Origin of the sequence: Novosphingobium sp. 1529 (assembly GCF_040544855.1) — a bacterium.
Classification (GTDB): domain Bacteria; phylum Pseudomonadota; class Alphaproteobacteria; order Sphingomonadales; family Sphingomonadaceae; genus Novosphingobium; species Novosphingobium capsulatum.
Map to the genome: position 1 here is coordinate 1 of NZ_JBEPKW010000005.1, position 26,176 is coordinate 26,176.

Annotated in this window: 24 protein-coding genes; 14 read left to right on the plus strand and 10 right to left on the minus strand. The window is 65.2% G+C overall.

What is annotated here, in order from left to right:
- Positions 1-668: 668 nt before the first annotated feature.
- Positions 669-1,040 carry a hypothetical protein gene (locus ABIC78_RS11685; protein ID WP_354489817.1) on the minus strand — a complete coding sequence of 124 codons (372 nt, stop codon included), beginning with the start codon at positions 1,038-1,040 and terminating at the stop codon, positions 669-671.
- Positions 1,041-1,272: 232 nt separating this feature from the next.
- On the opposite strand from ABIC78_RS11685, the gene ABIC78_RS11690 reads away from it, so the two are divergent.
- Positions 1,273-2,010 carry a S24 family peptidase gene (locus ABIC78_RS11690; protein WP_354489819.1) on the plus strand — a complete coding sequence of 246 codons (738 nt, stop codon included), beginning with the start codon at positions 1,273-1,275 and terminating at the stop codon, positions 2,008-2,010.
- 55 nt (positions 2,011-2,065) lie between these two features.
- Positions 2,066-2,740, plus strand: coding sequence for an MBL fold metallo-hydrolase (locus ABIC78_RS11695; RefSeq protein ID WP_354489821.1), 675 nt, complete (start codon positions 2,066-2,068; stop codon positions 2,738-2,740).
- Between the two features lie 43 nt (positions 2,741-2,783).
- Here the strand turns inward: ABIC78_RS11695 and ABIC78_RS11700 are convergent, their stop codons facing one another.
- Entirely contained in the window at positions 2,784-3,179 is a 396-nt protein-coding gene (locus ABIC78_RS11700) for an MAPEG family protein (RefSeq protein ID WP_354489823.1), read from the minus strand.
- Between the two features lie 269 nt (positions 3,180-3,448).
- Here ABIC78_RS11700 and rpmF point away from each other — a divergent pair, with 269 nt between their 5' ends.
- From rpmF to ABIC78_RS11730, 6 genes are all read left to right on the plus strand, one after another.
- Positions 3,449-3,628, plus strand: coding sequence for a 50S ribosomal protein L32 (gene rpmF, locus ABIC78_RS11705; protein ID WP_022676831.1), 180 nt, complete (start codon positions 3,449-3,451; stop codon positions 3,626-3,628).
- Positions 3,629-3,656: 28 nt separating this feature from the next.
- The gene (gene plsX, locus ABIC78_RS11710; protein WP_054131985.1) at positions 3,657-4,739 is read left to right on the plus strand and encodes a phosphate acyltransferase PlsX; all 1,083 of its coding nucleotides are present in this window, start codon (positions 3,657-3,659) and stop codon (positions 4,737-4,739) included.
- The gene (locus tag ABIC78_RS11715; RefSeq protein WP_354489826.1) at positions 4,736-5,713 is read left to right on the plus strand and encodes a beta-ketoacyl-ACP synthase III; all 978 of its coding nucleotides are present in this window, start codon (positions 4,736-4,738) and stop codon (positions 5,711-5,713) included. The genes plsX and ABIC78_RS11715 overlap by 4 nt, the downstream gene beginning before the upstream one ends.
- Before the next feature lie 208 nt (positions 5,714-5,921).
- Positions 5,922-6,221, plus strand: a complete 300-nt coding sequence (locus tag ABIC78_RS11720) for an integration host factor subunit alpha (RefSeq protein WP_022676834.1) — start codon at positions 5,922-5,924, stop codon at positions 6,219-6,221.
- Between the two features lie 12 nt (positions 6,222-6,233).
- Complete coding sequence (locus ABIC78_RS11725) at positions 6,234-6,716, plus strand: MerR family transcriptional regulator (RefSeq protein WP_171792537.1); 483 nt, start codon at positions 6,234-6,236, stop codon at positions 6,714-6,716.
- A 193-nt stretch (positions 6,717-6,909) separates the two neighbouring features.
- Positions 6,910-7,467 carry a fasciclin domain-containing protein gene (locus ABIC78_RS11730; RefSeq protein WP_022676836.1) on the plus strand — a complete coding sequence of 186 codons (558 nt, stop codon included), beginning with the start codon at positions 6,910-6,912 and terminating at the stop codon, positions 7,465-7,467.
- Positions 7,468-7,576: 109 nt separating this feature from the next.
- Here ABIC78_RS11730 and ABIC78_RS11735 read toward each other — a convergent pair whose 3' ends face one another.
- Positions 7,577-9,190, minus strand: a complete 1,614-nt coding sequence (locus ABIC78_RS11735) for a lysine--tRNA ligase (RefSeq protein WP_054131987.1) — start codon at positions 9,188-9,190, stop codon at positions 7,577-7,579.
- Between the two features lie 148 nt (positions 9,191-9,338).
- The gene (locus ABIC78_RS11740; protein ID WP_309804145.1) at positions 9,339-10,220 is read right to left on the minus strand and encodes a flagellin N-terminal helical domain-containing protein; all 882 of its coding nucleotides are present in this window, start codon (positions 10,218-10,220) and stop codon (positions 9,339-9,341) included.
- A gap of 152 nt (positions 10,221-10,372) precedes the next feature.
- Here ABIC78_RS11740 and ABIC78_RS11745 point away from each other — a divergent pair, with 152 nt between their 5' ends.
- From ABIC78_RS11745 to ABIC78_RS11755, 3 genes are read left to right on the plus strand one after another with little or no spacing between them, the layout of a single operon-like run.
- Positions 10,373-13,153 (plus strand): ATP-dependent DNA helicase, encoded by a 2,781-nt coding sequence (locus ABIC78_RS11745; protein WP_354489829.1) that lies wholly within the window; start codon positions 10,373-10,375, stop codon positions 13,151-13,153.
- Positions 13,150-13,695 (plus strand): SixA phosphatase family protein, encoded by a 546-nt coding sequence (locus tag ABIC78_RS11750; RefSeq protein ID WP_107715653.1) that lies wholly within the window; start codon positions 13,150-13,152, stop codon positions 13,693-13,695. Before ABIC78_RS11745 ends, ABIC78_RS11750 begins: the two co-directional genes overlap by 4 nt.
- A 52-nt stretch (positions 13,696-13,747) precedes the next feature.
- The gene (locus ABIC78_RS11755) at positions 13,748-14,017 is read left to right on the plus strand and encodes a hypothetical protein (protein WP_354489831.1); all 270 of its coding nucleotides are present in this window, start codon (positions 13,748-13,750) and stop codon (positions 14,015-14,017) included.
- A 342-nt stretch (positions 14,018-14,359) separates the two neighbouring features.
- Here ABIC78_RS11755 and ABIC78_RS11760 read toward each other — a convergent pair whose 3' ends face one another.
- Both ABIC78_RS11760 and ABIC78_RS11765 read right to left on the minus strand, forming a co-directional pair.
- Entirely contained in the window at positions 14,360-16,195 is a 1,836-nt protein-coding gene (locus ABIC78_RS11760) for a DUF885 domain-containing protein (protein ID WP_354489833.1), read from the minus strand.
- 17 nt (positions 16,196-16,212) lie between these two features.
- A complete protein-coding gene (locus tag ABIC78_RS11765) occupies positions 16,213-16,878 on the minus strand; it encodes a prolyl hydroxylase family protein (protein WP_022676162.1) in 666 nt (221 codons plus the stop codon).
- Positions 16,879-17,118: 240 nt separating this feature from the next.
- Between ABIC78_RS11765 and ABIC78_RS11770 the strand changes: the two genes are divergently transcribed.
- Entirely contained in the window at positions 17,119-17,553 is a 435-nt protein-coding gene (locus tag ABIC78_RS11770; protein WP_354489835.1) for a MarR family transcriptional regulator, read from the plus strand.
- A 79-nt stretch (positions 17,554-17,632) separates the two neighbouring features.
- On the opposite strand, the gene ABIC78_RS11775 is transcribed toward ABIC78_RS11770, so the two are convergent.
- A complete protein-coding gene (locus ABIC78_RS11775; protein WP_354489837.1) occupies positions 17,633-18,649 on the minus strand; it encodes an RcnB family protein in 1,017 nt (338 codons plus the stop codon).
- A 204-nt stretch (positions 18,650-18,853) separates the two neighbouring features.
- On the opposite strand from ABIC78_RS11775, the gene ABIC78_RS11780 reads away from it, so the two are divergent.
- Complete coding sequence (locus ABIC78_RS11780; RefSeq protein ID WP_354489839.1) at positions 18,854-19,435, plus strand: flavin-binding protein; 582 nt, start codon at positions 18,854-18,856, stop codon at positions 19,433-19,435.
- 137 nt (positions 19,436-19,572) lie between these two features.
- Here ABIC78_RS11780 and ettA read toward each other — a convergent pair whose 3' ends face one another.
- The 3 genes from ettA to ABIC78_RS11795 all read right to left on the minus strand — a co-directional run bounded on the left by ettA (position 19,573) and on the right by ABIC78_RS11795 (position 24,600).
- Positions 19,573-21,252, minus strand: a complete 1,680-nt coding sequence (gene ettA, locus ABIC78_RS11785; protein WP_022675635.1) for an energy-dependent translational throttle protein EttA — start codon at positions 21,250-21,252, stop codon at positions 19,573-19,575.
- Between the two features lie 113 nt (positions 21,253-21,365).
- Positions 21,366-22,883: a chemotaxis protein CheW gene (locus ABIC78_RS11790; RefSeq protein ID WP_354489842.1), complete on the minus strand. Its 1,518-nt coding sequence runs from the start codon at positions 22,881-22,883 to the stop codon at positions 21,366-21,368.
- Positions 22,870-24,600 (minus strand): methyl-accepting chemotaxis protein, encoded by a 1,731-nt coding sequence (locus ABIC78_RS11795; RefSeq protein WP_354489843.1) that lies wholly within the window; start codon positions 24,598-24,600, stop codon positions 22,870-22,872. The genes ABIC78_RS11790 and ABIC78_RS11795 overlap by 14 nt, the downstream gene beginning before the upstream one ends.
- 219 nt (positions 24,601-24,819) lie before the next feature.
- On the opposite strand from ABIC78_RS11795, the gene ABIC78_RS11800 reads away from it, so the two are divergent.
- Complete coding sequence (locus ABIC78_RS11800) at positions 24,820-26,127, plus strand: O-acetylhomoserine aminocarboxypropyltransferase/cysteine synthase family protein (RefSeq protein ID WP_354489845.1); 1,308 nt, start codon at positions 24,820-24,822, stop codon at positions 26,125-26,127.
- The last annotated feature ends 49 nt before the right edge of the window (positions 26,128-26,176 follow it).

The following is a 26,176-nucleotide window of genomic DNA, read 5'->3' on the forward strand; positions in this document are numbered from 1 at the left end:
GCGCCAGCAGCAGCACGCCACCATCCGAGGTGAGCCGGCCACCATCAAACGCGGCGGTCACTTTCTTGCGCGCCACTGCTGGGAATCGGAATGGGTTTGCGCTATCGACGTTCATGGCGGGTGTGGCCTGTGGCATTTTCTGCCCTGCGGCAGGTTCGGACTAGACACCCAGATCCTAATTCAGATCAGAGGCTTACGCCACTCCCGCCAACCCTTTGCCCCACCCTGATGAATAAGACGGGCTAAGGGGCTTCCACCCGGTGGCGAATGGCGTTGTATGTTCGTAGACGAAATTTCGGAAATTTCGGTACGAGACGGAGAATGGCGTACGCGCGATACGCACTCCAGGCCGCAGACGTGTGTGGATGAGGTCGAATTCGAAATTTTTCCCTAATTTATAGAATGTATTGCTGCGACGCATAATTTTTTGCCCGAAATTGTGCGTTGTTGCCATAAAACATGGCTTGCTCAATTGAGCCCTCTAGATCAATTGCCTCCACGATCCAGCCCGTGGGTTCATATTTGCACTGTTGAGTGCTAACTTCGATGAATTTTTTTTCAGTATTTTGTTCCAATTTTTCTCTCCAAGTTGAGTGTTGAGTGTTGAGTGTTGAGTGTTGAGTGCTGAGTGGAAAAGCGAATTGGCACCTTGAGGTCCTATTTGCGCTTCACCCCTGATCGAGCAGCAGCAGTTCCAGCTCCACCTCCAGCGTGCGCTGCGGCAGCATGGCCTCGTCGGTGCGCACCACGGTCACATCGGCCACCACCGCGCCGGGCACGGTGAATTCATGGTCGGGCAGGGCGGCAATCAGCGCCTCGCCATCGTCGCACGCTTCCCACCCGGTGTAGCGCAGGATCACGGTATGGCGCGCGCCGGAAAAGGTGACGCTGGCCCAGGGTCGTTCGCGGTGGTCGATGAGTTGTGCGCTGCGCCCGGCCAGCGCCAGCACGCTGCGCACCACGCGGGGCGCCAAGCCTGCCGCGACTCGGCGCGGGCGAGGGGCATTGCCGGGGCCGAAAGCATCGTGATTGCGCAGCATGGGAAGCAATCCTTTGTGTTGAAAACCCAATATGTTCATGAAATGTTCTTTGGCGCTTTTGCCACTGTCGCGGCCATGCCGGCTGGTCTGGATGGTTAAGGACATGGTTTGAATCGTGGCATGAAATTTCCTCGGATTCCGGTGCAGTCCTGTGGACAAATCCCGATAAAAATCCTATAAACTGCGGTATAGACCTAGTGTCTAGGAAAAATCCGTCGAGTTTGGACGCAGCATGGCGAAGTCTCTGGAATCTGTCGAAAGCGCTGGCGCAATAGGCAAAGGCGGTGGGGAGCCGCTCGATCCGGCGCGGGCGCGGCTGGTCGAACTGGCTGCCGCGCGGGGGGTTTCGCTCTCGGCGCTGTCCGGGCTGATCGGGCGCAATGCCAGCTATCTCCAGCAATTCGTGCGCAAGGGTTCGCCGCGCAAGCTGGAAGAGATCGATCGCGGCACCCTGGCGCGGTTCTTTGGCGTGGACGAGGCGGAATTGGGCGCGCCCGATCCGGCGGTGCATGTGCCCGCAGCGCTGCGCCAGGATGGCGTCGGTCTTTCCGCACCGCGAACCCAGGCCGAATGGGCCGACATTCCCCGCCTGGCGCTGGGCGCTTCGGCCGGGCCGGGCGCGCTGACGGCCGATGAAGTGCCGGTCGGCCGACTGCGCTTTTCCAGCCGCTGGCTCAAGGCGCAGGGCCTCGATCCGGCCATGCTCAGCGTGATTGAGGTGGAAGGCGATTCGATGGAGCCGACCCTGCGCGACAGCGACGAAATCCTGGTCGACCGCACCCCGCGCCCGTTGCGCGCCGGCATCCACGTAATCCGCGTGGACGATGTACTGCTGGTCAAGCGGTTGGAAGCGGGCGCGGCGGGCATGATCCGCGTGATCAGCGACAACCCCGCCTATCCCCGCATGGAACGCCCCATGGCCGATGTGGACGTGGTCGGCCGCGTGGTGTGGAAGGGCGGCAAGATCTGAAGGTGCGGCGCGCCAACGGCTTGCCATTTGCCGGCGCGCTGGCCATTTCAGGGGCATGAAGCAGACCCCATCCAGCACCCTGCCGCCCATGCAAGTGGCGATCCTGCCTGTTACGCCGTTGCAGCAGAACTGCACGCTGCTGTGGTGCACGGCCACGATGAAGGCGGCGGTGATCGATCCGGGGGGGGATCTCGACCGGATCAAGGCCCTGGTGGCCAAGGCTGGCGTGACGGTGGAAAAGCTGCTGATCACCCATGGCCACCTCGATCACTGCGGCGGCGCGGCGCAGCTGGCGCGTGACCTCGGCGTGCCGATCGAAGGGCCGCACGAGGCGGACCTGTTCTGGATTGCCAAGCTGGCCGAGGATAGCGGCCGCTGGGGCGTGCCGGCGGAAATCTTCACGCCGACGCGCTGGCTCGGCCAGGGCGATACGGTCACGGTGGGCAATCTGACGCTCGACGTGCTCCATTGCCCGGGGCACACGCCGGGCCACGTGGTGTTTTTCCACCAGCCCTCGCGCTTTGCCGTGGTGGGCGATGTGCTGTTCCAGGGCGGCATTGGCCGCTGGGATTTTCCGCTCGGCAACTTTGACGATCTGGTCGCCTCGATCACCGGGCGGCTGTGGCCGCTGGGCGACGACGTGATGTTCAATCCAGGGCACGGCCCGCGCAGCACGTTTGGCCATGAACGCGCGAGCAACCCCTGGGTGGGGGATGCCGCGCTCGCCTGAACGGGGCGGGCCTGATTCGTAGCGAATCAGGCCCCCAGGTTTTTCAGGCGTCGGCCGCGATGGAAATCGCCCAGACGGCAAGGCCAAGCAGCGCGAGAATCGTGGTCAGCGCGCCGATCATGCGCAGGCGCGAAGGCTGCTTGCCATCCATGCCCACGCCATGGGCAACGCGGCCCAGCATATAGATGCCCATGACGCCGAGCAGCCACGGGCTGCCCGGCCGCGCCAGTTCCACCAGGCCCGACAGGACCAGCACGATCGGGGCGCTTTCGATGAAGTTGGCCTGGGCGCGCATGCGCGCGATCAGCGGTGGATGGCCGCCATCGCCCAGCGCGATCTTGGCCTCGCGCCGCACCATGCCGATGCGCACCATCAGCCAGAAATTGAGAATCGCCGCCGCCCCGGCGGAAACCAGGGTGATGGGCAGGATGATCGGCATCGCGTATTTTCCCCTCTCGCATGTTCTGCCCAGGTTTTCTGCGCCAGTGCATGGGCCAAATGCCGCCTTTGCGACGAGGCCATGCTTGCAAAGCACCAGAAAATCCGTATAGGCGCGGCCTTCGCCCGTGATAGGCGATGCCGGTCCACCCGCTCTAATCCAGAACGGAAGCCGTATGAACCCTTCGTCGTGAGATGCGGGGTTGTGCGGTGGCACGGTTTTCCCTATCGCGCCCGCAATCGTTGTAATTTTCAGGAACAGGTGCCGAAATGGCCGTCCCAAAAAGAAAGACCTCCCCGTCCCGCCGGGGCATGCGCCGCAGCCACGATGCGCTGAAGGCAGAAGCATTCCACGAATGCTCGAACTGCGGTGAACTCAAGCGCCCGCACATGCTGTGCAACGCTTGCGGTCACTACAACGGTCGCGAAATCATCGCCGTCGGCGCCTGAGCCGATCTGACGGAGGGATGATCGGATCATGAGCCTGCCCAGAATCGCCGTCGATGCGATGGGCGGCGACGAAGGCGTGCGCGTGATGATCGAAGGCGCCGCGCTTGCGCGTCGGCGCCACGATCGCTTCAAGTTCCTGCTGGTCGGGGACGAGGCGAAGATCGCTCAAGCCCTTGACCATCATCCCAACCTTCGCAGCGCGTCGGAAATCCTCCACGCGCCCGAAGCGGTGGCCGGCGATGAACGGCCCACCCAAGCCCTGCGCCGCGCACGCACCACGTCGATGGGATTGGCCATCGATGCGGTGAAGCGTGGCGAGGCTGGCGCTGCGGTGAGCAGCGGCAATACCGGCGCGCTCATGGCCATGGCCAAGCTGGCGCTGCGCACCATGCCTGGCATCGATCGCCCGGCACTGGCTGCCCTCCTGCCCACGCTGGGCACGCACGATGTCATCATGCTCGACCTGGGCGCGAACACCGATTGCGATGCCCGCAATCTGTTCCAGTTCGCCATCATGGGCGCAGCCTATGCGCGCATTGTCCACGGGCTCGACAGCCCGCGCGTGCGCCTGCTCAACATCGGCACCGAAGAAACCAAGGGCACCGAAAACCTGCGCGATGCCGCCGCCCTGCTCAAGCAGGCCGCTGCCTCGCTCGCGCTGACGTTCGATGGCTTTGCCGAGGCGGACAAGGTCTCGCGCGGCGATTTCGATGTCGTGGTGACCGATGGTTTTTCCGGCAACATCGCGTTGAAAGCGATGGAAGGCGCCGCCCGCTTTGTGGGCGATCTGCTGCGTCGCAGCTTCGCCTCGTCGCTGCGGTCCAAGCTGGGCTTCCTGATCTCGCGACCGGCGACCGAAACGCTCAAGCATCATCTCGATCCCAATAACCACAATGGGGCGGTGTTCCTCGGCCTCAATGGCGTGGTGGTGAAAAGCCATGGCAGCGCATCGGCCATGGGGGTGGCCAATGCCGTCGCCGTGACCGCGCGCCTCCTGGAGGAAAACCTGATCGAGCGCATCGCGGCCGATGTGGCTGCGGTCGATCCCGATACGATTCGCCAGCCGGCCCGACGCCGCGCGGCCAACACGGAAGGTGAAACCGCGCTGTGACTCTGCGCTCGGTTATTACCGGCAGCGGTTCTGCTCTGCCGCAACGTGCCGTTTCGAACGCTGAAATGGCGCAGATGGTGGATACCACCGACGAATGGATCGTGGAGCGCACGGGCATTCGCAATCGCTATATCGCGGGGGAGGGCGAAACCACGTCCTCGCTCGCCATCCTCGCCGCCCGCCGCGCGATCGAGGCAGCGGGGATCGAACCTGCCAGCATCGACTTGATCGTGCTGGCCACGGCAACGCCGGATCAGACCTTTCCCGCCACGGCCACGATCGTCCAGCAGGCGCTGGGCTGCAATGGCGGCATGGCATTTGACGTGGCGGCGGTCTGCTCGGGCTTTCTCTATGCGATGGGCACGGCCGATGCCATGCTACGCACCGGCATGGCGCGCCGCGCCCTGGTGATCGGCGCGGAAACGTTCAGCCGCATTCTCGATTGGGAAGACCGCACCACCTGCGTGTTGTTTGGCGATGGCGCGGGGGCGATGGTGCTTGAAGCCCGCGAAGTCGATCCGGCTGACGCGGCGGCGCCGGGCGTTCTGGCCACCCGCCTCCATGCCGATGGCGCGCATAACCAGCTGCTCTATGTCGATGGTGGTGCCTCTACCACGGGCACGGTGGGCAAGCTGCGGATGAAGGGGCGCGAGGTGTTCCGCCACGCCGTCACCAATCTCGCCTCGGTACTGCAGGAAGTGCTGGCCGACACCGGCCATGTTTCTGCCGATATCGATTGGGTGGTGCCGCATCAAGCCAACTACCGCATTCTCGATGCCACCGCGCGCAAGCTCGGCCTGCTGGCGGAAAAGGTGGTGGTGACGGTGGACCAGCACGCCAATACCAGCGCCGCTTCGGTGCCACTGGCGTTTGACACCGCCGTGCGCGACGGGCGCATCACCAAGGGCCACCTGGTGGTGTTCGAAGCGATGGGCGGCGGCTTCACCTGGGGGGCGTGCATCGCGCGCATGTGATTCGCGCCATCGTGGCGCCAAGCGATTTCACGACCGTTTTGGAGCATGGGGATGCCTGAAACGATCTGAAACAGTCCGATCATCGCTGGATTTTTGCTGCGCAGAAAATCCATCAGGGCTTTGACGGAATGGAGTGCATTGCCTGTCCTGCAAAACGCGCTATTGTATGGGACGGGAAGGGATTTTTTTACCGGGGGGTAAAACAACCATGCGTTCTGTTGGTACGCTGACACGGGCCGATCTGGCCGAGAGCATCAATCGTCGGGTCGGTCTTTCACGGGCGGATTCGCTCGAAATGGTCGAGGCCATATTGCAGCACATGAGTGGTGCACTGTCCGAAGGCGAGAATGTTAAGATTTCCGGTTTCGGTACGTTCCTGTTGCGGGACAAGGCCGAACGCATCGGGCGCAACCCCAAGACCGGGGTGGAAGTGCCGATCACGCCACGGCGCGTGCTCACCTTCCGCGCCAGCCAGATGCTGAAGGATCGCATCAGCGACGGTTCCTGATAGAATGGATACATGACGGATAAGGGCCATCTCGTTTCTCCCGAAAGTGTGATTGATGATGGCAAGGCGCCCGATGCCTTGCGCACGATCGGAGAGGTGGCCCGGCTCCTGGGCGTGAAGCCGCATGTCCTGCGCTATTGGGAAGAGCAGTTTCCGATGCTGCGCCCGCTGACGCGCGCTGGTAACCGGCGCTATTACCGCGCGGACGATGTCGCGCTGGTGGCCACTATCGACCGCCTGCTCAATCACGAAGGCTATACCATTCGCGGCGCGAGACAGGCACTGGACGGTGGCCTGCGCGTGAGCGCACCTGTGGCGTCGGACAAGCCCGACCAAGGCCCGGTCTCTGCAACGCTGGCAGCGGATCGGGAAACCGCGCCCATGGGCACGGCCAGCCCCGCCCTGGAAACCGAACTGGTTGCCGCGGTGGCGCGGCTGCGCGTGCATCTGGAGCAGATTCGCAGCGGTCTGGCGGCAGCGCTGGACGACGATTGACCCGGCCGGGCAGCAGCGGATGCCGCGCCACCTGCCGTGCGTCGCCCGAAAGGGAAAGGCGGCCTTTCCCTAAAAATCTGCTTCGTTTCATTTGTTTGCGCCGCGTTGCCCTTGTGGGCAGGGGCATGTGCTGGAACTCTGCCTGTTTGATCTGGTTCGAACGGCGGCAATGATGCCGAGTGGAGAGTTTCCCATGCTGAAAGGCAAGTTCTATGCGTCGCTGGCCGCTGCCGGCCTGGCGCTTGCGCTCACCCCCGCCGCCCAGGCCGCCGCGTCGAAGATGGTCGGTGGCGCCGCGATGGTTGGCACCAAGACGATCGTCGAAAACGCGTCGAAGTCGTCCGATCACACCACGCTGGTCGCCGCCGTCAAGGCCGCCGGCCTGGTCGACACGCTGAACGGCAAGGGCCCGTTCACCGTGTTCGCGCCGACCAACGAAGCCTTTGCCGCGCTGCCGGCAGGCACCGTGGACACGCTGCTCAAGCCTGAAAACAAGGCGCAGCTGACCCAGATCCTGACCTACCACGTGGTGGCCGGGAAGGTGACGGCGGCTGACCTGATCGCCAAGATCAAGGCCGGCGGCGGCACTGCCACGCTGACCACGGTGGAAGGCGAACCCCTGACCGCCATGCTCGATGGCAGCAATGTCGTGCTGACCGACGCCAAGGGCGGCAAGGCCACGGTGACGATCGCCGATGTGCCGCAGTCCAACGGCGTGGTGCACGTGATCAATGCCGTGCTGATGCCGTAATGCTGTTGGGGGCGGGATAACATTCCCTCCCCCTGGCCCCCTCCCGCAAGCGGGAGGGGGAAACAGCTATCTCCCCTCCCGCTTGCGGGAGGGGCTGGGGGAGGGCGTGTCAGCCCTCTGCCAGTGCCTCAGCAATCAACTTGCGCGTATTGCCTACACCATACAGCGCGATGAAGCTGCCCATGCGCGGGCCCTGGGCAGAGCCCAGCAGCGTCTCATACAGCGCCTTGAACCAGTCACGCAGGGTTTCGAAGCCGTAGTGTGGGTCCTTGCCGATTTCATAGACGATATTCTGCAATTCCTCGGCCGTGGCATCGTCGCTCGTCGCGGCGAGTTCTTCGTCGAGGGCGGCCAGCGCCGCTGCCTCGCCAGCCTCGGGCTTGCGCCGCACCAGCGTGGGCGCGATGAAATCCCGGTTGTAGGCCAGCGCCCGCGTCACCAGCGCGTCGAGCGCGGGATGGGCGGCCGGATCGGCATTGTCGACATAGTTGGCAAGGTATGACCACACCTGTTCGCGCGTGGCATGGGCGCCCAGCACGCCGACGAGGTTGAGCAGCAGGCCATAAGTCACCGGCAGCTTGTCGCCCGCGCCAGATTGTTCGCCATTGGTGCGCAGCAGGTGCCACACCGGGTTGCCCAGTTGCTGCTCCACCGGCTGGCTGGGCAGCTTTTCGCGGAACTGCCAGTATTCATCGACCGCGCGGGGGATGATGCCCACGTGCAGCGACTTTGCGCTCTTGGGTTCGCGGAACAAGTAAAAGCCGAGGGATTCCTCGCTGCCGTAATCGAGCCATTGCTCGATGGTCAGGCCATTGCCCTTGGACTTCGAGATCTTTTCGCCCTTCTCGTCCAGGAACAGTTCGTAGATCAGGCCTTCGGGGCGGCGGCCGCCGAGCACCTGGGCGATGCGGCCCGATTGCGTCACGCTGTCGGTAAGGTCCTTGCCGCACATCTCGTAATCGACGCCCAGCGCCACCCAGCGCATCGCCCAATCGACCTTCCACTGCAGCTTGGACTTGCCGCCCAGGATTGATTGCTCGACCACCTCGCCGGTCACGTCGGTAAAGCGGATCATGCCGCTTTCGGCATCGACCACCTCGATCGGCACCTGCAGCACCTGGCCATTGCTGGGCGAGATTGGCAGGACCGGCGAATAGGTCTTGCGGCGTTCCTCGCGCAGGGTGGGCAGCATGATGCCCATGATGGCGTCAAAGTGGCGCAGCACGCTCTTGAGCGCTTCGTCGAAAGCGCCCGAATTGTAGCGTTCGGCGCCCGAGACGAATTCATAGTCGAAGCTGAAGCGATCGAGGAATTCGCGCAGCATCGCGTTGTTGTGGTGGGCAAAGCTTTCGTACTTGCCGAACGGATCGGGGATGCGGCTCAACGGCTCCTGCAGGTGCGCGGTGAGGAGGTCCTTGTTGGGCACGTTGTCGGGCACCTTGCGCAGCCCATCCATGTCGTCGGAAAAGGCGACCAGGCGCGTGGGGTGGCCACCGGTCAGCACTTCATAGGCGCGGCGCACCAGCGTGGTGCGCAACACTTCCTGGAAGGTGCCGATATGCGGCAGGCCCGAGGGACCATAGCCGGTTTCGAACAGCACCGGCACCAGCTCGCCCGCGCCGTCGCGTTTCCCGCCGGGATAGCGCTTGACCAGCTTGCGCGCTTCCTCGAACGGCCAGGACTTCGACACTTGGGCGGCGGTGGTGAGTTCGGTTTGGGTCATGGTTCCCGCCCTTTCGCGCCTGCCGCGCGCGAAGGCAAGGCATTTGGGGCGGTTGATGCGGCGGTTCCATGCGAAAATGCGGCACAGCCCGGGGGTGGGCTGTACCGCATTTCCGTGGAGGCTCCCGAAGCGGGTGTGGATGGGGGACTTACTTCAGGAGCGTCAGGACATTCTGCTGGTTCTGGTTGGCCTGCGAGATCATCGCGGTCGATGCCTGGGCGAGGATCTGCGCCTTGGCCATGGCGGTGGTTTCAGCAGAATAATCGGTATCCAGAATGCGGCTGCGCGCATCGGAAAGGTTGGTGACGTTGTCGGTCAGGTTGTTGACCACCGATTGCAGACGGTTCTGGCCGGCACCGAATTCGGCACGCACGGCCGTCACCTGCGCCAGGGCGGAGTCGATGTTGTCCATCGTGGTCGAAGCCTTGGCGGAATCGCTCACGTCCAGCGCCTGGGTGGTGGATGCGGCATCATAGGTCGATGCGCCCGAGCCGAACAGGATCTGGCCATCGAACGCCTTGGAGCGCAGCGTGACCACGTTGGTGGTGTTGGCGCCGGCCTGGATATCGAGCGTGAGATCGTCGCTGCCATCGGTGGCGGGCGTGCTGGTCATCACCTTGAACACGTTGTTGCCGTTGAACAGGGTGTTGTTGAGCACGTCTGAAATCTGGGCGGTGAGGTTGCCCACTTCCGACTGCATCGCGGTGCGATCGGAATCCTGGTAGGTGGCCGACTTGGACTGGACCGCCAGTTCGCGGATGCGCTGGAGCATCGCCGTCACTTCGTTGAGCGCGCCATCGGCGGTCTGCGCCATCGAGATGCCGTCGTTGGCGTTGCGCACGCCCTGCTGCATGCCCTGGATCTGCGCGGTCATGGTGGTGGTGATGGCCAGGCCCGCGGCGTCGTCCTTGGCGCTGTTGATGCGCTTGCCGGTCGACAGGCGCTGCATCGCAACGCCGGTCTGTTGCGACGCGGTGATAGAGGCGTTGGCGGCACGAAGCGCCGCGATATTGGTGTTGATGACTGCCATTTTCCCATTCTCCACTATGGGTTGAGTGACGATCCGGCGGTTCCCATCCGGTTCGCCAGCAAAAACGGCGCCGGCGCGGATTGTTTAAGTGGAGGGGGTGGGGCACGGGTGTATGCTTGCCCCTCGTTCCATTTTCGTTCACAGGTTCGGGCATGGCTGTCCCTGCTGCTCCAGACCCGGGCAATCCCGCCCCGCCGGCGCTCGATCTGCCCGCAGTCCATGCCAGCCACAGCGGCTGCTGGCTGCGCGGGGTTGATCTGTTCCCCTCCACCCGCACGGTGGGCAAGGGTGAGGCGATCGTGGCGGCGGCCGATACGCCGCTGCTGATGCTCAATGCGCCGCTGGTGGCAAGCCGGCTGGGCTATCCCGATCTGTCGGGCCTCGATCTGCTCGAGCTCTACGCCTTCGTCCATCCTGCGCGTTTCGTGGTGCCCACGCCCAAGGGGCTGGCCAATGCGCTGGGCCTGCCGCAACCGGCCGGAGACGCTGACGTGCCGCTGCTGTTGCAGCAGGCGGCGCAAGCCTTGCTGGCCACCACTGCTGCGCCCGATTGGCCAGAGCGGGAAGGGGCGTGGAGCGCGCTGCAATCCATGATCAAGCTGCGCTGGCCCTGGGCCACGTTGCTGAGCGGGCAGATCGCGCGGCCCGAACGCGCCGAGCGCTGGCTGTTTTCGCGCCTGCCCGAATGGGACGAGGCGGGCGAGCGGCCACAGCCGGCGCAAGTCGTGCTCGATCCGCAAGCGGTGGAGACGCGGCTCGCCACGCTGACCGGCGCCGGGGCGGAAGACCGGCCAGGCCAGCGCGCTTTTGCGCGCGAGGCGGCGCAGATGTTCGCGCCGCGCCGGGGGGCGCGGCAGCCGCATGTGGTGCTGGCCCAGGCCGGCACCGGCACCGGCAAGACGCTGGGCTATCTGGCGCCGGCATCGCTGTGGACCCAGCAATCGGGCGGCACGGTCTGGGTTTCCACCTATACCAAGGCGCTGCAACGGCAGCTGCGCCGCGAAAGCGCGCGTGCCTTTGCCATGCCGCCGCCGGGCAGCAAGGCGCCGCCGCCGGTGGTGGTGCGCAAGGGGCGCGAAAACTATCTGTGCCTGCTCAACCTGGAAGACGCCTTGCAGGGCGGCTTTACCGGGCGGCCGGCGATCCTCGCGCATCTCGTGGCGCGCTGGGCGGCCTATAGCCAGGATGGTGACATGATCGGCGGCGATCTGCCCGGTTGGCTGGGCACGCTGTTCCGCAAGCGCGGCATTGCCGCCCTGACCGACCAGCGCGGCGAATGCGTCTATGCCGGCTGCCCGCACTATCGCAAATGCTTCATCGAACGCGCCGCGCGCGCCAGTGCCGAGGCAGAGCTGGTGGTGGCCAACCACGCGCTGGTCATGGTCAACGCTGCGCGCGGCCGCGATGTCGCGCAGCGGCCCACGCGCATCGTGTTCGACGAAGGCCACCACGTGTTCGATGCCGCAGACAGCACGTTTGGCGCGGCGCTGACCGGGGCCGAGGCGATCGAGCTGCGCCGCTGGGTGATCGGCCCGGAAGGCAAGTCACGCGGGCGGCGGCGCGGGCTTTCGGCGCGGCTGGCCGATGTCGCCAGCTATGACGAAGCGGGCGCCATGGCGATCACCCAGGCGCGCGAGGCCGCCGAACTTTTGCCCGGCGACGGCTGGCTGGCGCGGATTGGCGAAGGCACGCCCGATGGCCCGGTGGAGCGTCTGCTGGCGGCCGTGCGCGCCACCGTGCTCGCCCGCGATGAAAGCGGCGGCACCGAGGCCGGCTATGGCCTGGAAACCGAAGCGGCGCAGCTCGATGGTCCGATGCTGGAAGCTGCCGCCGGCGCGCTCGAAGCGCTGGAAGACCTGCGCCAGCCGCTGCTGCGCCTGACCCTGCGCCTGGAAGCGATCGTGGAGGAAGGGCCCGACTGGCTCGACGGCCAGGCGCGCGCGCGGATCGAGGGCGCACGCAGTGCCATCCAGTGGCGCACTGACCTGCTTGCGGGTTGGATCGCGCTGCTCGGCCGGCTCGGTGGGCCGGCCGATCCCGATTACGTCGATTGGCTGGCCCTCGATCGCTCTGATGGCCGGGAATGGGACATGGGGCTGCACCGCCACCATCTCGATCCGATGAAGCCCTTTGCCGAAGTCGTGCTGGCGCCGGCCCATGGCGTGCTGATGACCTCGGCCACGCTCACCGATGGCGGTGACTGGAGCGGGGCGATCACCCGCAGCGGTGCCGCGCGGCTGGAGGTGCAGCCCGAGCTGTTCGCCGCCAAGAGCCCGTTCGACTATCCCAACCAGGCGCAGGTCCTGATCGTCACTGATGTGCCGCGGGGCGATATCGCCGCGCTGGCTGGCGCCTATGCCCGCCTGATCGAGGCGAGCGGCGGCGGCGTGCTGGGCCTGTTCACCGCGATCCGCCGCTTGCGCGCGGTGCACGGGCGCATTGCTGATCGCCTGGCCCGCGCCGGGCTGCCGCTCTATGCCCAGCATGTCGACCCCATCGATACCGGCACCTTGGTGGATATCTTTCGCGACGATCCGCGCGCCTCGCTGCTGGGCACCGACGCGCTGCGCGACGGGGTCGATGTGCCGGGCCAGTCGCTGCGCCTGGTGGTGATGGAGCAGGTGCCCTGGCCCAAGCCATCGATCCTGCACCGCGCCCGGCGCATGGCCGCCCCGCGCGAAGAGGGCGGCGCGCAGGGGCATGATGATCGCATCATTCGCGCGCGGTTGGCGCAGGCTTTCGGGCGCCTGATCCGCTCGGCCGATGACAAGGGCCATTTCGTGGTCCTCTCCTCGGCCTTCCCGTCGCGCCTGCTGTCTGCCTTCCCCGAAGGCACGCCAGTGCGCCGGGTGAGCCTGGAGCAGGCTTTACAATCCATCGCCGGCCGTGTTGATGAGGCGGTGTTGGCATCGAAAGTCGAAAGTTCGCCGTGAAGACGCTCGCCCTGTTCCGCCATGCCAAGTCTGACTGGAGCGATGCCCGCGCCCGCGATTTCGACCGCCCGCTCAACGAACGCGGCCAGCGCGGCGCGCTCGCCATGGGCGAGCATGTGCGCGACAGCGGCCGCCGCTTCGACCGCGTAATCGCCTCGCCGGCGGTGCGCGTGGCCGAAACCATCGAATGGGCCAGCAAGGCGTGGAACCGCGTGTTTCCGGTGGAATGGGACCGCCGCATCTACCTCGCCAGCTCGGCCACGCTGATGGACCTCTTGCGCGAATTGCCCGGCGATCCCGGCAGCGTGCTGATGATCGGCCACAATCCGGGCCTGGAAGACCTGATCTTCGATCTGGTGCCCGATGATGGATCAAGCCCCTTGCGCGATGTGGTGGAGGCCAAGTTCCCTACCGCGACTTTCGCCGTGCTGGAATTGGACGTGGCGCGCTGGGCGGATGTGGATGCGAACTGCGCACGGCTGGTTGACCTGACGCGGCCGCGCGATCTCGATCCGGCCTTGGGGCCACAGCCGCACGGGTGAGGGCTGGGCTCGCCCAGTTGCAGATGTTCGATACGTGTCGCAGAAACGCGCAATGAGCAGCATCGCAGACCTTCAAATGATCCAAATCATTTTGCACTGGGCTTGGGATCCGATCGGCGTGCGCGGTATCGAGGGAGCCTCCGACGAATACGACATGTACGCGCTTCAAGTGCTGAAGCTGCTCGAAACCGATGCGCCGACCGACGAAATCGCCAATTATTTGACAGCTATAGTCTGCGATCGAATTGGGCTTCCCAGTAATCCGGATCGAGATAGCGACGTCGCCACGATGTTAAGCCAACTTTACGCCATCGGTCGATAGCAGCGAGGAACAGCGATCCACCAATCTCGGACGTTTCAGTCCACTTCGCGAGGCGTCACGCTTTTGGAACTGATGCGCCCTATCGTCGGGGCCGCTCTTTTTCCAAATTTCCACACAAAGCCACGAAGACACGAAGAGAAGGGGCTTCTTCGTGGCTTCGTGGCTTCGTGTGTAATCATTTTGAGAATCACGCGCGCCTGGTTCGGGCGTGGTATTGAGGAATAAGGCTGGACCCCGGATCAAGTCCGGGGTGACGTTAGGTATTTGATTTGAGGTGTTTAAAATACCTCATATTCTTCGTCACCCCGGACTTGATCCGGGGTCCAGCTTCTTCTTGGCCAGCTACCGCGCCGCCTGTTCCTCGATCCAATCGTGGATCTTGTCTTCCAGCACCGGCAGCGGCAGCGCGCCGCTGCCCAGCACTTGGGCATGGAAGGCGCGCAGGTCGAAGCGTGGGCCGAGGCGGCGTTCGGCTTCGCCGCGCAGGCGCTGGATGGTGAGGGCGCCGATCTTGTAGGCCACGGCTTGGCCGGGATCGGCGATATAGCGATCGACTTCGGCCTGCGCATCGCTGCGGCCCATCCCGGAATTGGCGAGCATGTAGTCCAGCGCCTGGGCGCGGCTCCAGCCCTGGCTGTGCAGCCCGGTGTCGACGACCAGCCGCATGGCGCGCAGCATCTCGTCATCCAGCGTGCCCCAGTGCTGCATGGGATCATCGTACAGCCCCATCGCATAACCCAGGGTTTCGGCGTAGAGCGCCCAGCCTTCGACATAGGCGGTGTTGCCGCCATAGCGCTGGAAATCGGGGAGGCGCGGGTTTTCCTGGGCCAGGCTGATCTGGAAATGGTGGCCCGGCGCGCCTTCGTGCAGATAGAGCGTGTCGATCCCGGTCATGAACCGGCTCTTGAGATCGAAGGTATTGAAATAGAACACACCCGGGCGGCTGCCATCGGCAGTGCCGGGGCTGTAGCTGCCGCCCGCCTCGAACCGCGCGCGATAGGCTGGGTGCGGCATGATCAGCAGCGGCGTGCGCGGCATGGTGATGAAGAAGCGCGGTGCCTGCGCCGCCACGACCTGAGCCACGCGGCGATAGCCCGCGGCCAGATCCTCGGTCTTGCGCGGGTGATAGCGCGGATCGACGCGGATTTCGTCGAAGAACGCATGGAGCGAGCCGGTAAAGCCAAGCTGGGTCTTGACCAGGTCCATCTCGGCCTGGATGCGCGCCACTTCGGCGAGGCCCAGGGTATGGACCTGCGCGGGATCGAGATCGAGCGTGGTGTGGTGGTGCAAGAGCGCGCGATAGAGCGCGGCGCCGCCGGGCAGGGCATCGAGGCCGACGCTCTCGCGCGTGGCGGGCAGATATTCGTTGGCAAGGAACGCGCGCAGGGTGCGATAGGCGGGATAGACTGCCTCGATCGTGGCGGCGCGATATTCGGCCAGCAGGCGGCGGCGCGCAAGCATGGCAGACTTGCCGTTCAGGCCTTGTGCCTGCTGCGCCGGGGTCATGAAGAGGGAATGCTCGGGCGGGCGTGCCAGCAGCGCGTCGATCTGCCCGATCAGGGTTTCCACCACCGGGCGCGGGCTGGTCACGCCGCGCGCCAGCCCTTCGCGATAGCGGGCGATGGCCGCATCGAATACCGCCGGCAAAGCGCGATCGCGCGCCAGGTTGGCGGCATGGTCTGCGCCGGTAGCAAGCTCCATCGGCCCGCCGGCTGAGGCGAGGCCGGGATATTCCACCTGCAATCCGCCGACAGGATTGAGCGGCATCATCGCCAGCATGTCGGCTACCGGGGGGCTGAGCATGGCCTGCTCGTCATCGAGCACGGCGGCATAGGCCTTGGCCGAAATGCGCTGCGCCGGATCGAGCGTGTCGGGGTTGATCCGCGCCAGGGCATCGCGCGCGGCGGCATTGCGCGCGCGCTGCATCGTGGTCAGCGCCGGATCGAATATCAGGCGGAACTGCTCGGCCGTCAGTGGCTCGCCCCGTTCCAGGGTGTCGAGCGGATCGAGCGCGCGGCGGGCGGCGTCATCCTGCGCCAGGAACACGGCCAGTGCCGCATCGCTCCGCTGGCGTTGATCGGGTGTGGTTGTTGTGGCGGCGGCGGGCAGGGCTTGCGCCCCGGCCGGGTGGGTGGCCAGGGCCGATGCCGCCAGCAGGGAAAGGAGGAAGGCGCGCACCAGCCTGGTGCCAGGCCTCAATTCCACGGACGGGACCGATACCACTTGGTCAGCACGTATTTGACGCCGCGGATCACCGGCCGCCCGGCATGCATGCTCTTGGGATTGGGCCGCCCGTCGCGGTTCATGTTGTTCCAGATCAGCAGCGCGCCGGGCTGGGGTGGAACCGACAGGTTGACCTTGGGAAAGTCGGTCGAGCCGCCTTCTTCCACGGTGTTGAGATAGGCCATGGCCGTCCAGCTGCGCTGGCCGCCGTTGCGCATTTCTTCGGCCCACATCGGGTCTGACGGGCGGAAATGATCGAAATGCGCCTTGAATTCCTGGCCGGGTTGATAGCGCTGGCCTTGGATGGTTTCGCCAAAGGCAGGGTCCAGTCCCATGAGATCGTCGATCCGCCGCTGCAGCATGCGGATGAACGGATCGTGGGGATTGACGTCGCCGCTATAGCTCGTGCGTCCGCCATCGGTGCTGTAGGTGTCTGATGGGCGGGCCACGGCATCGACCACGCCGATCAGCCGCTCGCACTCGGGCCGGGTGAAGAATTCGCCCACGGCATAGATCTCGAAATCCTCGACCGGGATGCGATAGGCGGCCGGATCGGCATCGAGGCGCGTGCGCACCTGGTTACCGATACGCTTGAGATCGGCACTGTCGGGATGGGGCTCGGAACGGAACAAAACCATGATAGGGACGTCATGCAAGAACGTGTCGCTGGCTGCAAGCCGGCTCGGCAGGAACCCTTGGGAAAGCGGGCGCAAATGTAAATTCTGGTAGGTTTTGGTCCGATGTGGACCGAAATCGTTGATAATTCTCGCGAAATATTGTCGATATGGGGCTATTGCAAGGTGCGGTTAACCTGAAGCTGTCCAGCGGTTTGGGCATTGTGTCCGACCGAAGGCCTCGCGAAAGTAACGGGAACCACTGTGACGACCAAGCCATTCGCGCCTGCAGTTCCCTTAGGCAGCAAAACTGCTCCAGTTGTGGGAGGTCGCGTTCCGTTGGATGCCCTAGTCGATGCCGAAGCGGAATCCTTCCGCATTGCCAAGGCCTTGTATGCATTACGCCGGCGTCGCGACGGGGTGACACCGGTGAAGGGCCTGTTTGGCGAACCGGCGTGGGACATCCTGCTGGATCTCTATATCGCTCACAAGCGCGGCACCGAATTGCAGGTGTCGAGCGTGTGCCTGGAAGCCGGCGTGCCTTCCACCACGATTCTGCGCTGGATCGCGCGGCTTGAACGTGAAGGGCTGCTGTATCGCCAGGCCGACACGGGCGATCTGCGCCGGCGCTATGTCCGCCTGACCGATGACGGGCTGGCGATGATGCGCAACATTCTGGGCGCGATCGGCACGCTCTGAACGGGGCGTTCCCCGCCGCGCGGACGTTCACCGCATACAAGAAGGCCGGCGCAAGGCCAGCCTTCCCGTGTCATCGTTCTTACCAGAAGAAGTCGTAGATCACGTCCACCACCTGTCCGGTGTAGGTGTCGATCAGCACGACATCGTCATAATAGCGCACCCAGCGATAGGGCGGATAGGCTGGCGGCAGGCGATAGGCCCACGGATCGGCGATCCAGTATTGCTGGGCAAAGAATGGTGCGCCCAGATAGATGCCGATGTTCAGGCGGCTGTAGCGATAGTTGGGCATCGGGGCGAAATAGCGCGGCCCGCGGAACAGATCGCGATGGTCGCTGCGCCAGCCCTGCCAGTCATAGCGGCGATCCTGGCGCCAATCGTTGCGCCAGGGGCCACGGTTGTCACCCCAACCAGGACGGCCGGGGCCGCGATCGTTGTTCCAGCCGGGACGGCCATAGTTGCCGTTGTTGTTCCAGCCGGGACGGCCGGGACCACGATCGTTGTTCCAACCAGGGCGACCGGGGCCACCGTTGTTGTTCCAGCCGGGACGACCCGGTCCGCCATCGTTGTTCCAACCTGGACGGCCTTGGCCACCGTTGTTGTTCCAGCCGGGGCGACCCTGTCCGCCGTTGTTGTTCCAACCCGGGCGGCCCTGGCCACCGTCATTGTTCCAACCGGGACGGCCGGGGCCACGATCCCCGCCAGGGGCGTTGCCCTGCCAGCCTGGCTGCGGCGGTTGACCGGGTTGCGGCACGGCATGGCCGCCGCGCCAGCCACCGGGCTGGCCCTGGAAACCGCCGCCAAAGCCGCCCTGCGGGCCGCGCGGGCCTTGCTGCGGCATGGGCTGGGGCGCCTGCTGCTGCATTTGCGGCATCGGGCGCGGTTGCCCGCCGCCCGGGAAGCCGCCACCGCGGGGCTGTCCGCCACCGGGGAAACCACCGCCACGCGGCTGGCCACCACCGGGGAAACCGCCGCGGTTTTCACCACCGCGGTGATCGCCATGATCATCGGCAAAGGCCGTAACGGGAACGGCGGCTGCCAGCGAGGCAACGGCCAGCGCCGCGCCGATCTTCGTTGTCCATTTTCTACTGGCGGCCATGGCCGTCTCCCTTTCGAACGTGTTTTCAGGAAATGTCGCGCGATGGCATTGGTTTCCCATCACTTGCCAATAGTGATAGAGCATTGCCGCTGTCACATCGCTGAACCGAATGGATAGCCCGCCGTTCATATTGGTAACGCCGTTGATAAAACGGCCCAATCGTTCATCTTTGCAATCTCGCATTGTCCGCGCCACACCATCGCTATGAATAATCTGGATGAAATTCTTGGCGATGCCCAGGCGCGGCTCGATGCCGTTGTCGCCGATCGGCATGCGGCCATGCATTGTCCCGTGGTGGGCACACCCGATGGCGAGATGCGGATCATGGTATTGCGTGCAGTGGCACCTGATTTGGCAGCGCTGCGTTTTCACACCGATGCACGTAGCCCCAAGGTGGCGACGATCGCCCGATACGGCCGTGCCAGCGTGCTGGCCTATGATCCGGCGGCGCGCGTGCAGTTGCGCCTGGCCGGGTCGGCACGGATCGAGCAGCACGGCGCCTTGGCCGATGCCGCCTGGGATGCTGCGGCGGTGTTCAGCCGCCGATGCTATCTGGCCACGCATGGCCCGGGCGCACCGCTGGCAGAGGCAGGCAGCGCGCTGCCTGCCGATCTGCTGGCGCGGCGGCCCAGTTTGGCGGAAACCGAGGCCGCGCGCGATGTTTTCGCGGTGCTGGTGGTGGAGCCTGATACGCTCGACTGGCTCAGGCTGGACGCGCAGGGCGGGGTGCGTGCGCGCTTTGAGCGCGGGGCGCAGGGCTGGGTGGGGAACTGGGTGGCGCCTTAAGGTGCGTCACGCGTGGGTTCCACCACCCCCCGGCCCCCTCCTCTGAAGAGGAGGGGGAGTTAACATACCTATCTAAACGCCCCCTCCTCTTCAGAGGAGGGGGTTGGGGGTGGTGCGAAACCTTGCACCATCTTTGATCAGCGCGTGAGCTTCTTGTACGCCAGGCGCGTCGGGCGATCGGCCGCATCACCCAGGCGGCGGCGCTTGTCTTCTTCGTACATGGCAAAGTTGCCTTCGAACCATTCGACGTGGCTGTTGCCTTCGAACGCCAGGATGTGGGTGGCCAGGCGATCGAGGAAGAAGCGGTCGTGGCTGATGACCACGGCGCAGCCGGCGAAGTTTTCGATGGCTTCTTCCAGCGCCGCGAGCGTTTCCACGTCGAGGTCGTTGGTCGGTTCGTCGAGCAGCAGCACGTTGCCGCCCTGCTTGAGCATCTTGGCCATGTGCACGCGGTTGCGTTCACCGCCCGAGAGCTTGCCGACGTTCTTCTGCTGGTCCTGGCCCTTGAAGTTGAACGCGCCGACATAGGCACGGGTCGAAGTGTCGAACCCGTTGACCTTCATGTAGTCGAGCCCGTCGGAGATTTCCTCCCACACGTTCTTCTTGGGATCGAGATGGTCGCGGCTCTGGTCGACATAGCCCAGGCGCACGGTCGAGCCGATGTCGATCTCACCGGTGTCGGGGGTTTCCTGGCCGGTGATCAGCTTGAACAGGGTCGACTTACCCGCGCCGTTCGGCCCGATCACCCCCACGATGCCGCCGGGCGGCAGCATGAACGAGAGGTTTTCGAACAACAGCTTGTCGCCATAGGCCTTGGAAATGTTCTTGGCCTCGATCACCTTGCCGCCCAGGCGCTCGGGCACCTGGATGACGATCTGGGCCTTGCCGGGCGAGCGGTTTTCCTGGCTGGCGACCAGTTCCTCGAACTTCTTGATACGCGACTTCGACTTGGTCTGGCGGCCCTTGGTGCCGGCGCGGATCCATTCGAGTTCGTCGTTGATCGCCTTCTGGCGGCCGGTCGCCTCGCGGTCTTCCTGCTCCAGGCGCTTGGCCTTCTTTTCCAGGTAGGTCGAGTAGTTGCCTTCGTAGGGGAAGTACTTGCCCCGGTCGAGTTCGAGGATCCAGCCGACCACGTTGTCCAGGAAGTAGCGGTCGTGGGTGATCATCAGCACCGCGCCGGCATATTCCTTGAGATGGTTTTCCAGCCATTCGACGCTTTCAGCGTCGAGGTGGTTGGTCGGTTCGTCGAGCAGCAGGATCGACGGCTTTTGGATCAGCAGGCGAGTCAGCGCGATGCGGCGCTTTTCACCGCCCGAGAGGCTTTCCACCGACCAGTCGCCCGGCGGGCAGCGCAGCGCTTCCATCGCGATTTCAAGCTGGTTGTCGAGCGTCCAGCCATCGACCGCGTCGATCTTGCCCTGCAGGTCGCCCATTTCGTCCATCAGCGCGTCGAAATCGACGTCTTCTGGCGGATCGGCCATGATGTTGGAAATCTCGTTGAAGCGATCGACCAGGTCGGCCACTTCGCGCGCGCCTTCCTTGACGTTTTCCAGCACGGTCTTGGTGGGATCGAGCTGCGGCTCCTGCGGCAGGTAGCCCACGGTGATGTGCTCACCCGGCCATGCTTCGCCCGTGAAGTCCTTGTCGATGCCGCCCATGATCTTCATCAGCGTGGACTTGCCGGCGCCGTTGGGGCCGACGATGCCGATCTTGGAGCCCTGGTAGAACTGCAGGTTGATGTTGTTGAGCACCGGCTTTTGCGCGCCGGGGAAGGTTTTCGTCATGTTCTTCATGACGTAGGCGTATTGGGCGGCCATCTGAGGGTCCTTGCGCGAGACAGAACGTTTGGCAAAACGTGCGAAATTGTCCCGCGCTCTACAGGGCGCGCCCAAGTTGGGCAAGCACTTGGGGATGCCCGGCGCCAGGCTGGTCAAGCGGTGAGACAGGCGATGTCCGCAGGCGGGGTCGCGTCACCAGCCAGGCCCAGTGCTGCCGCGTCGAGCACTTCCCAGGTCTCGTTGGCGCGGCAACGGATCGTCGCTGCGGGCAACTGCCGCGAGGTGGCCTGGGTGCGTAGCGCCTGAAGCGGCACGCGCTCGACCGAGCACAGCATATCGACCAGAAAGGCCCGGCGCTGGCCGGCCATGCCGACCACCACCATGATCGCTTCGTCCACGGCCGCGGTGCGCGAGCAGCCAAGGCGCGCGGCGAGATCGAGCACGGGCGTTGGCCGGTCGCGATGCAGGAACACGCCCGATAATGGAAATTGCCCGGCCAGCGGCAAGAGCGGCTGTTCGCCCGGCAGCACCGCTTCCACTGCGCCCAGCGGCAGGGCATAGCGCGCCTCGCCCAGGCGAAAAGTGAGCCAGGCATCGGCCGTGCTGGTGGTGCCGGTGGCAGCGGGCAATCCGCGCAGGCGCTGGTTTCCATCGGTATCCTCGGGCGCGACCGGCACCTGCATGGCCGCCACTTCTGCCAGGCGCGGATCGCCGGTAATCGCCGTCGCGGACAGGTGCAGCACCGGCTGGCCGCCCAGGTCGACCAGGGCATGGGCCGCGCCAGTGCCGGCAATGCCGATCGCACCCAGCGCGGCGCCGGCATGGCGCGGCAATTGGCGGATATCGTCCACCCCGTCGATCAGCAGCGCGGCCCGGGCGCGGGTGCCGGCTGCGCTATCTGCCGGGCCGACGTGGATGACCACGGCGGCGCTGCGCCCCGGCGTGCGGCCGAGGCTGCCGATGCCGGCCAGGCGCAGGGTATCGACCGCCGGCACAGCCACGCCGTTCCACGCCAGCGACCCCATCCACAGCGCGTTGGTCACCGGTGGCGGAGCGAGGGCAGATTCGGGCAGCGTGGCGACGATGGCATGGGCATCGAGCGCCAGGCGCTGCCCACCGGCGCGGAACACCAGGCAGGTTACCTTGTCTTCCGCGCCATGGCCCAGGCGGTGTTCCTGGCGCTGCCCCGCAAGGCTGTCGGGCACCAGGGGCAGGCCCGGCATGGCGGCGAGTTGCGCGGTATCGAGCACGACCCCGCGCGTGTCGCCGTGCAGGAACCCAGCGGCGGCAAGACGGTGGAGCGGCGCGTCGTCAGGATAGTGCAGGGCGCCCAGCGCGCTTTCGGGCAGGCGGGCAATGCCTTCGATGCAATCGAGCAGAAGGCCGGTAACGCCGCCTTGGTGCCGCACGATCGCGACGATGCCATCGTGCACGCATGCCGGGGCCAGGCCCAGCATCAGCCCCATGTCGATGACGGGGATGATCGCCCCACGCACCGCGATGGCCCCGGCCAGATCGGGCCGGGTGATCGGAAAGGGCAAGAGCTGCGCCGGCCGGGGCACCACCTCGCGGATCGCTGCCGTCGCCATCGCTAGCGTGATGCCGGCTACCTGCAACAGGCCATAGAGGCGCGAGGTTGCGGCTGGCCCGGCCGGTTCAGGCGGGGTCATGGGCGGCGGCGGCCAGTTCCTGGATCAGGGTGACGATGTGGCGCGCCACCTCGTCCTGGGCCAGGGCAGAGCGGGTGATCACTTCGATCGCAGAGCTGGTGTCACCCACGCTGGCGGCGATCGCACTGAACGCGCTTTGTGCAGCCTGGGCGCGCTCGGTGCCCATGCCGATGCGCACCAGGCTTTCCTCGATCAGCCGGCTGATATCGCGCGCGGCGGTGCTGCTGCGTTCGGCCAGCTTGCGCACTTCGCCCGCCACCACGGAAAAGCCGATGCCATGCTCGCCGGCGCGCGCCGCCTCGATCTCGGCATTGAACGCCAGCAGGTTGGTCTGCCCGGCGATTTCGGAAATCACGCGCACGATCTCGGCAATCCCGGTGGCCGATTTCTGGATCAGTTCGATCGATTCGAGCGCAGACTTGAGCGCCACGCCGCCTTCATCGGCCTTGGTCTCGGTCAGATTGGCCAGCTTGTTGGCGGTTTCGGTGCTGCGGTTGATTTCCTCGATGGTGCGACCGAGGCGATCGGCCACGCCGGCGGTTTCCTGCGATCGCGCGGCGATCTTCTGCTCCAGGCGCACCTGCTCGGTTACGTCCGTAGCGTATTTGACGATGCGGCGCGGCTTGCCGCGCAGGTCGAGCACGGGATTGTATGTCGCCTGGATCCACACATCGCGGTTGTGCTTGCCCACGCGGTGAAACCGGCCCGACTGGAATTGCCCCTGGTTGAGCGCAATCCAGAAATCGGCGTATTCGCGGGTGCGGACAAATTCGGGCAGGCAGAACATCGCGTGATGCTGGCCCAGGATCTCGCGCGGGGAATAGCCCATGACCGACAGGAAATTGTCGTTCGCACTGATCACGTTGCCATCCAGATCGAATTCCACCACGGCCATGGCGCGGTCGATCGCTTCCAGCTTGGCTTCGTATTCGGCGGTGGACAGGCGCTCGGCGGTGATATCATAGGCAATCTTGAGCACCCGCTCCAGCTTGCCATCGGCACCGCGGATCGGGGTGTAGGAGGCGCGCACCCAGATATCCGCCTCGTTCTTGCCCACGCGCTTGTAGGCGCCATGGCACACCTGGTCGCGGCGCAGGGCGGCCCACAACTCGCGATAGGCATCCGATGCGGCCGTGTCCTTGTCGCAGAACAGCGTGTGCGACTGGCCCATTACCTCGGCCAGGGTATAGCCGGTCAGCTTGAGATAGTTTTCGTTGGCGGCCACCACTTCGCCATCCATGGTGAATTCCACCAGGGCCACGGCGTGATCGAGTGCGCCGAGCTTGGCCTGCGCATTGAACCGCGCCAAGCCATCGCGGCTGATGTCGATGCCCACCGCCAGGATGCGCGTGGGCAGCCCTTCGGCGGTATCGAGACGCGTGAACGCCAGGCGCACCCACACCGGCGGACGATCCTGCACCGCCAGGCGCAGCGCGGCAACCTGGCCCTGGCCATCGGTCAGGCGCTGCCAGAAGGCCGGCTCCGTGCTGGGGTCCTGCAAACCCTCGTGGCAAAGATTGTGATAGCGCCGCCCGACAAGGTCTTCGGCCGGCTCGCCCAGCAGATGGGCAAAGTTTTCGTTGGCGCCGATGATCACGCCGTCGCCGGTGAACTCGCACAGCAGCAGCGCGCGTTCGATCGCGTCGTTGCGCTGCACGGTCGCGTTTTCCTGCGCGCGCTTGCGATCGGTGGCGGAAATCGGTGTCTGGTCCGTCATGGCCTGAAAACCCCCAGTTCAAAACCCCATCCCCGGGGGTCGCGCGCGTTGTGCCGTGTGGGTGGTGGTGTAACCAGGCCATGGTTGATCGCGCTTGTCCCCGCGCCTGCGCATTGCCACGCAGTATCGGCCACAGGATGCCATGCGCAATTCCGGGCTTGATTATGTCAATTGAATAAGTAGACAAACAGGGCAAATGCCCAGCGACCAGAGGATGCCATGAGCGACACAACGCCAGAAACCCGCACGCCCCGTCCCGAAACCCTGGCCCTGCATGCCGGCTGGCGCGCCGATCCGGCCACCGGCGCGGTGGCCGTGCCAATCTACCAGACCACGTCGTATCAGTTCGACAGTACCGAGCAGGCCGCCAACCGCTTCGCCCTCAAGGAACTCGGGCCAATCTATACGCGGCTTGGCAATCCGACGACCGACGTGCTGGAACAGCGGGTGGCGGCGCTGGAGGGCGGGGCCGCTGCCGTGGCCGTGGCATCGGGCCAGGCGGCCTCGACCTATGCCGTGCTCAACCTGGCGCGGGCGGGTGACAATATCGTCAGCTCCACCGATCTCTATGGCGGCACCTGGAACCTGTTTGCCAACACGCTCAAGGATCTGGGCATCGAGGTGCGCTTTGTCGATCCGGCCGATCCGGAAGGGTTTGCCCGCGCGACCGACGACCGCACGCGGGCCTATTACGCGGAAAGCCTGCCCAATCCCAAGCTGGTGGCCTTTCCGATTGCCGAAGTGGCGGCAATCGGGCGCAAGCTGGGCGTGCCGCTGATCGTCGACAATACTGCCGCCCCGCTGCTGATCCGCCCGTTCGACCATGGCGCGGCGGTGGTGGTCTATTCCTCGACCAAGTATCTGGGCGGGCATGGCACCTCGATCGGCGGCCTGATCGTGGATGGCGGCAATTTCGCGTGGGACGAATTCCCCGAACGGCAGCCGCTCTTCAACCTGCCCGATCTCAGCTATCACGGCGCGGTGTGGGCGCGCGATATCAAGCCGCTGGGGCCGATCGCCTATGCCATCCGCGCCCGCGTGATCCTGCTGCGCGACATGGGCGCGGCGCTGTCGCCGTTCAACGCCTTCCAGCTGATCCAGGGGATCGAAACGCTGCCGCTGCGGATCGAGCGGCACAGCCAGAACGCGGCGGCGGTGGCGCAATGGCTTGCCGGCCATGGCAAGGTCACGCGCGTGATCCATCCCTCGCTGGCCCAGGGCCGCGCGGCAGACCTGGCCGCGAAATATCTGCCGCACGGGGCAGGGGGGCTGGTCGGCTTCGAACTGGCCGGTGGTGCCGATGCCGGGCGGGCCTTCATCGATGCACTCAAGCTGTTCTACCACGTTGCCAATATTGGCGATGCGCGCAGCCTGGCGATCCATCCGGCGTCTACCACCCATTCCCAGCTTTCTGCCGAAGAGCAGGCCGCTGCCGGGGTCAGCCCCGGTTATGTGCGCCTGTCGATCGGCATCGAGCACATCGACGATATCCTGGCCGATCTGGAACAGGCACTGGCGGGGGCGTGAATCGCATGTTTTGAACAGGCTGGCGGTTGACTTCGCAGGGGGGCGCGCA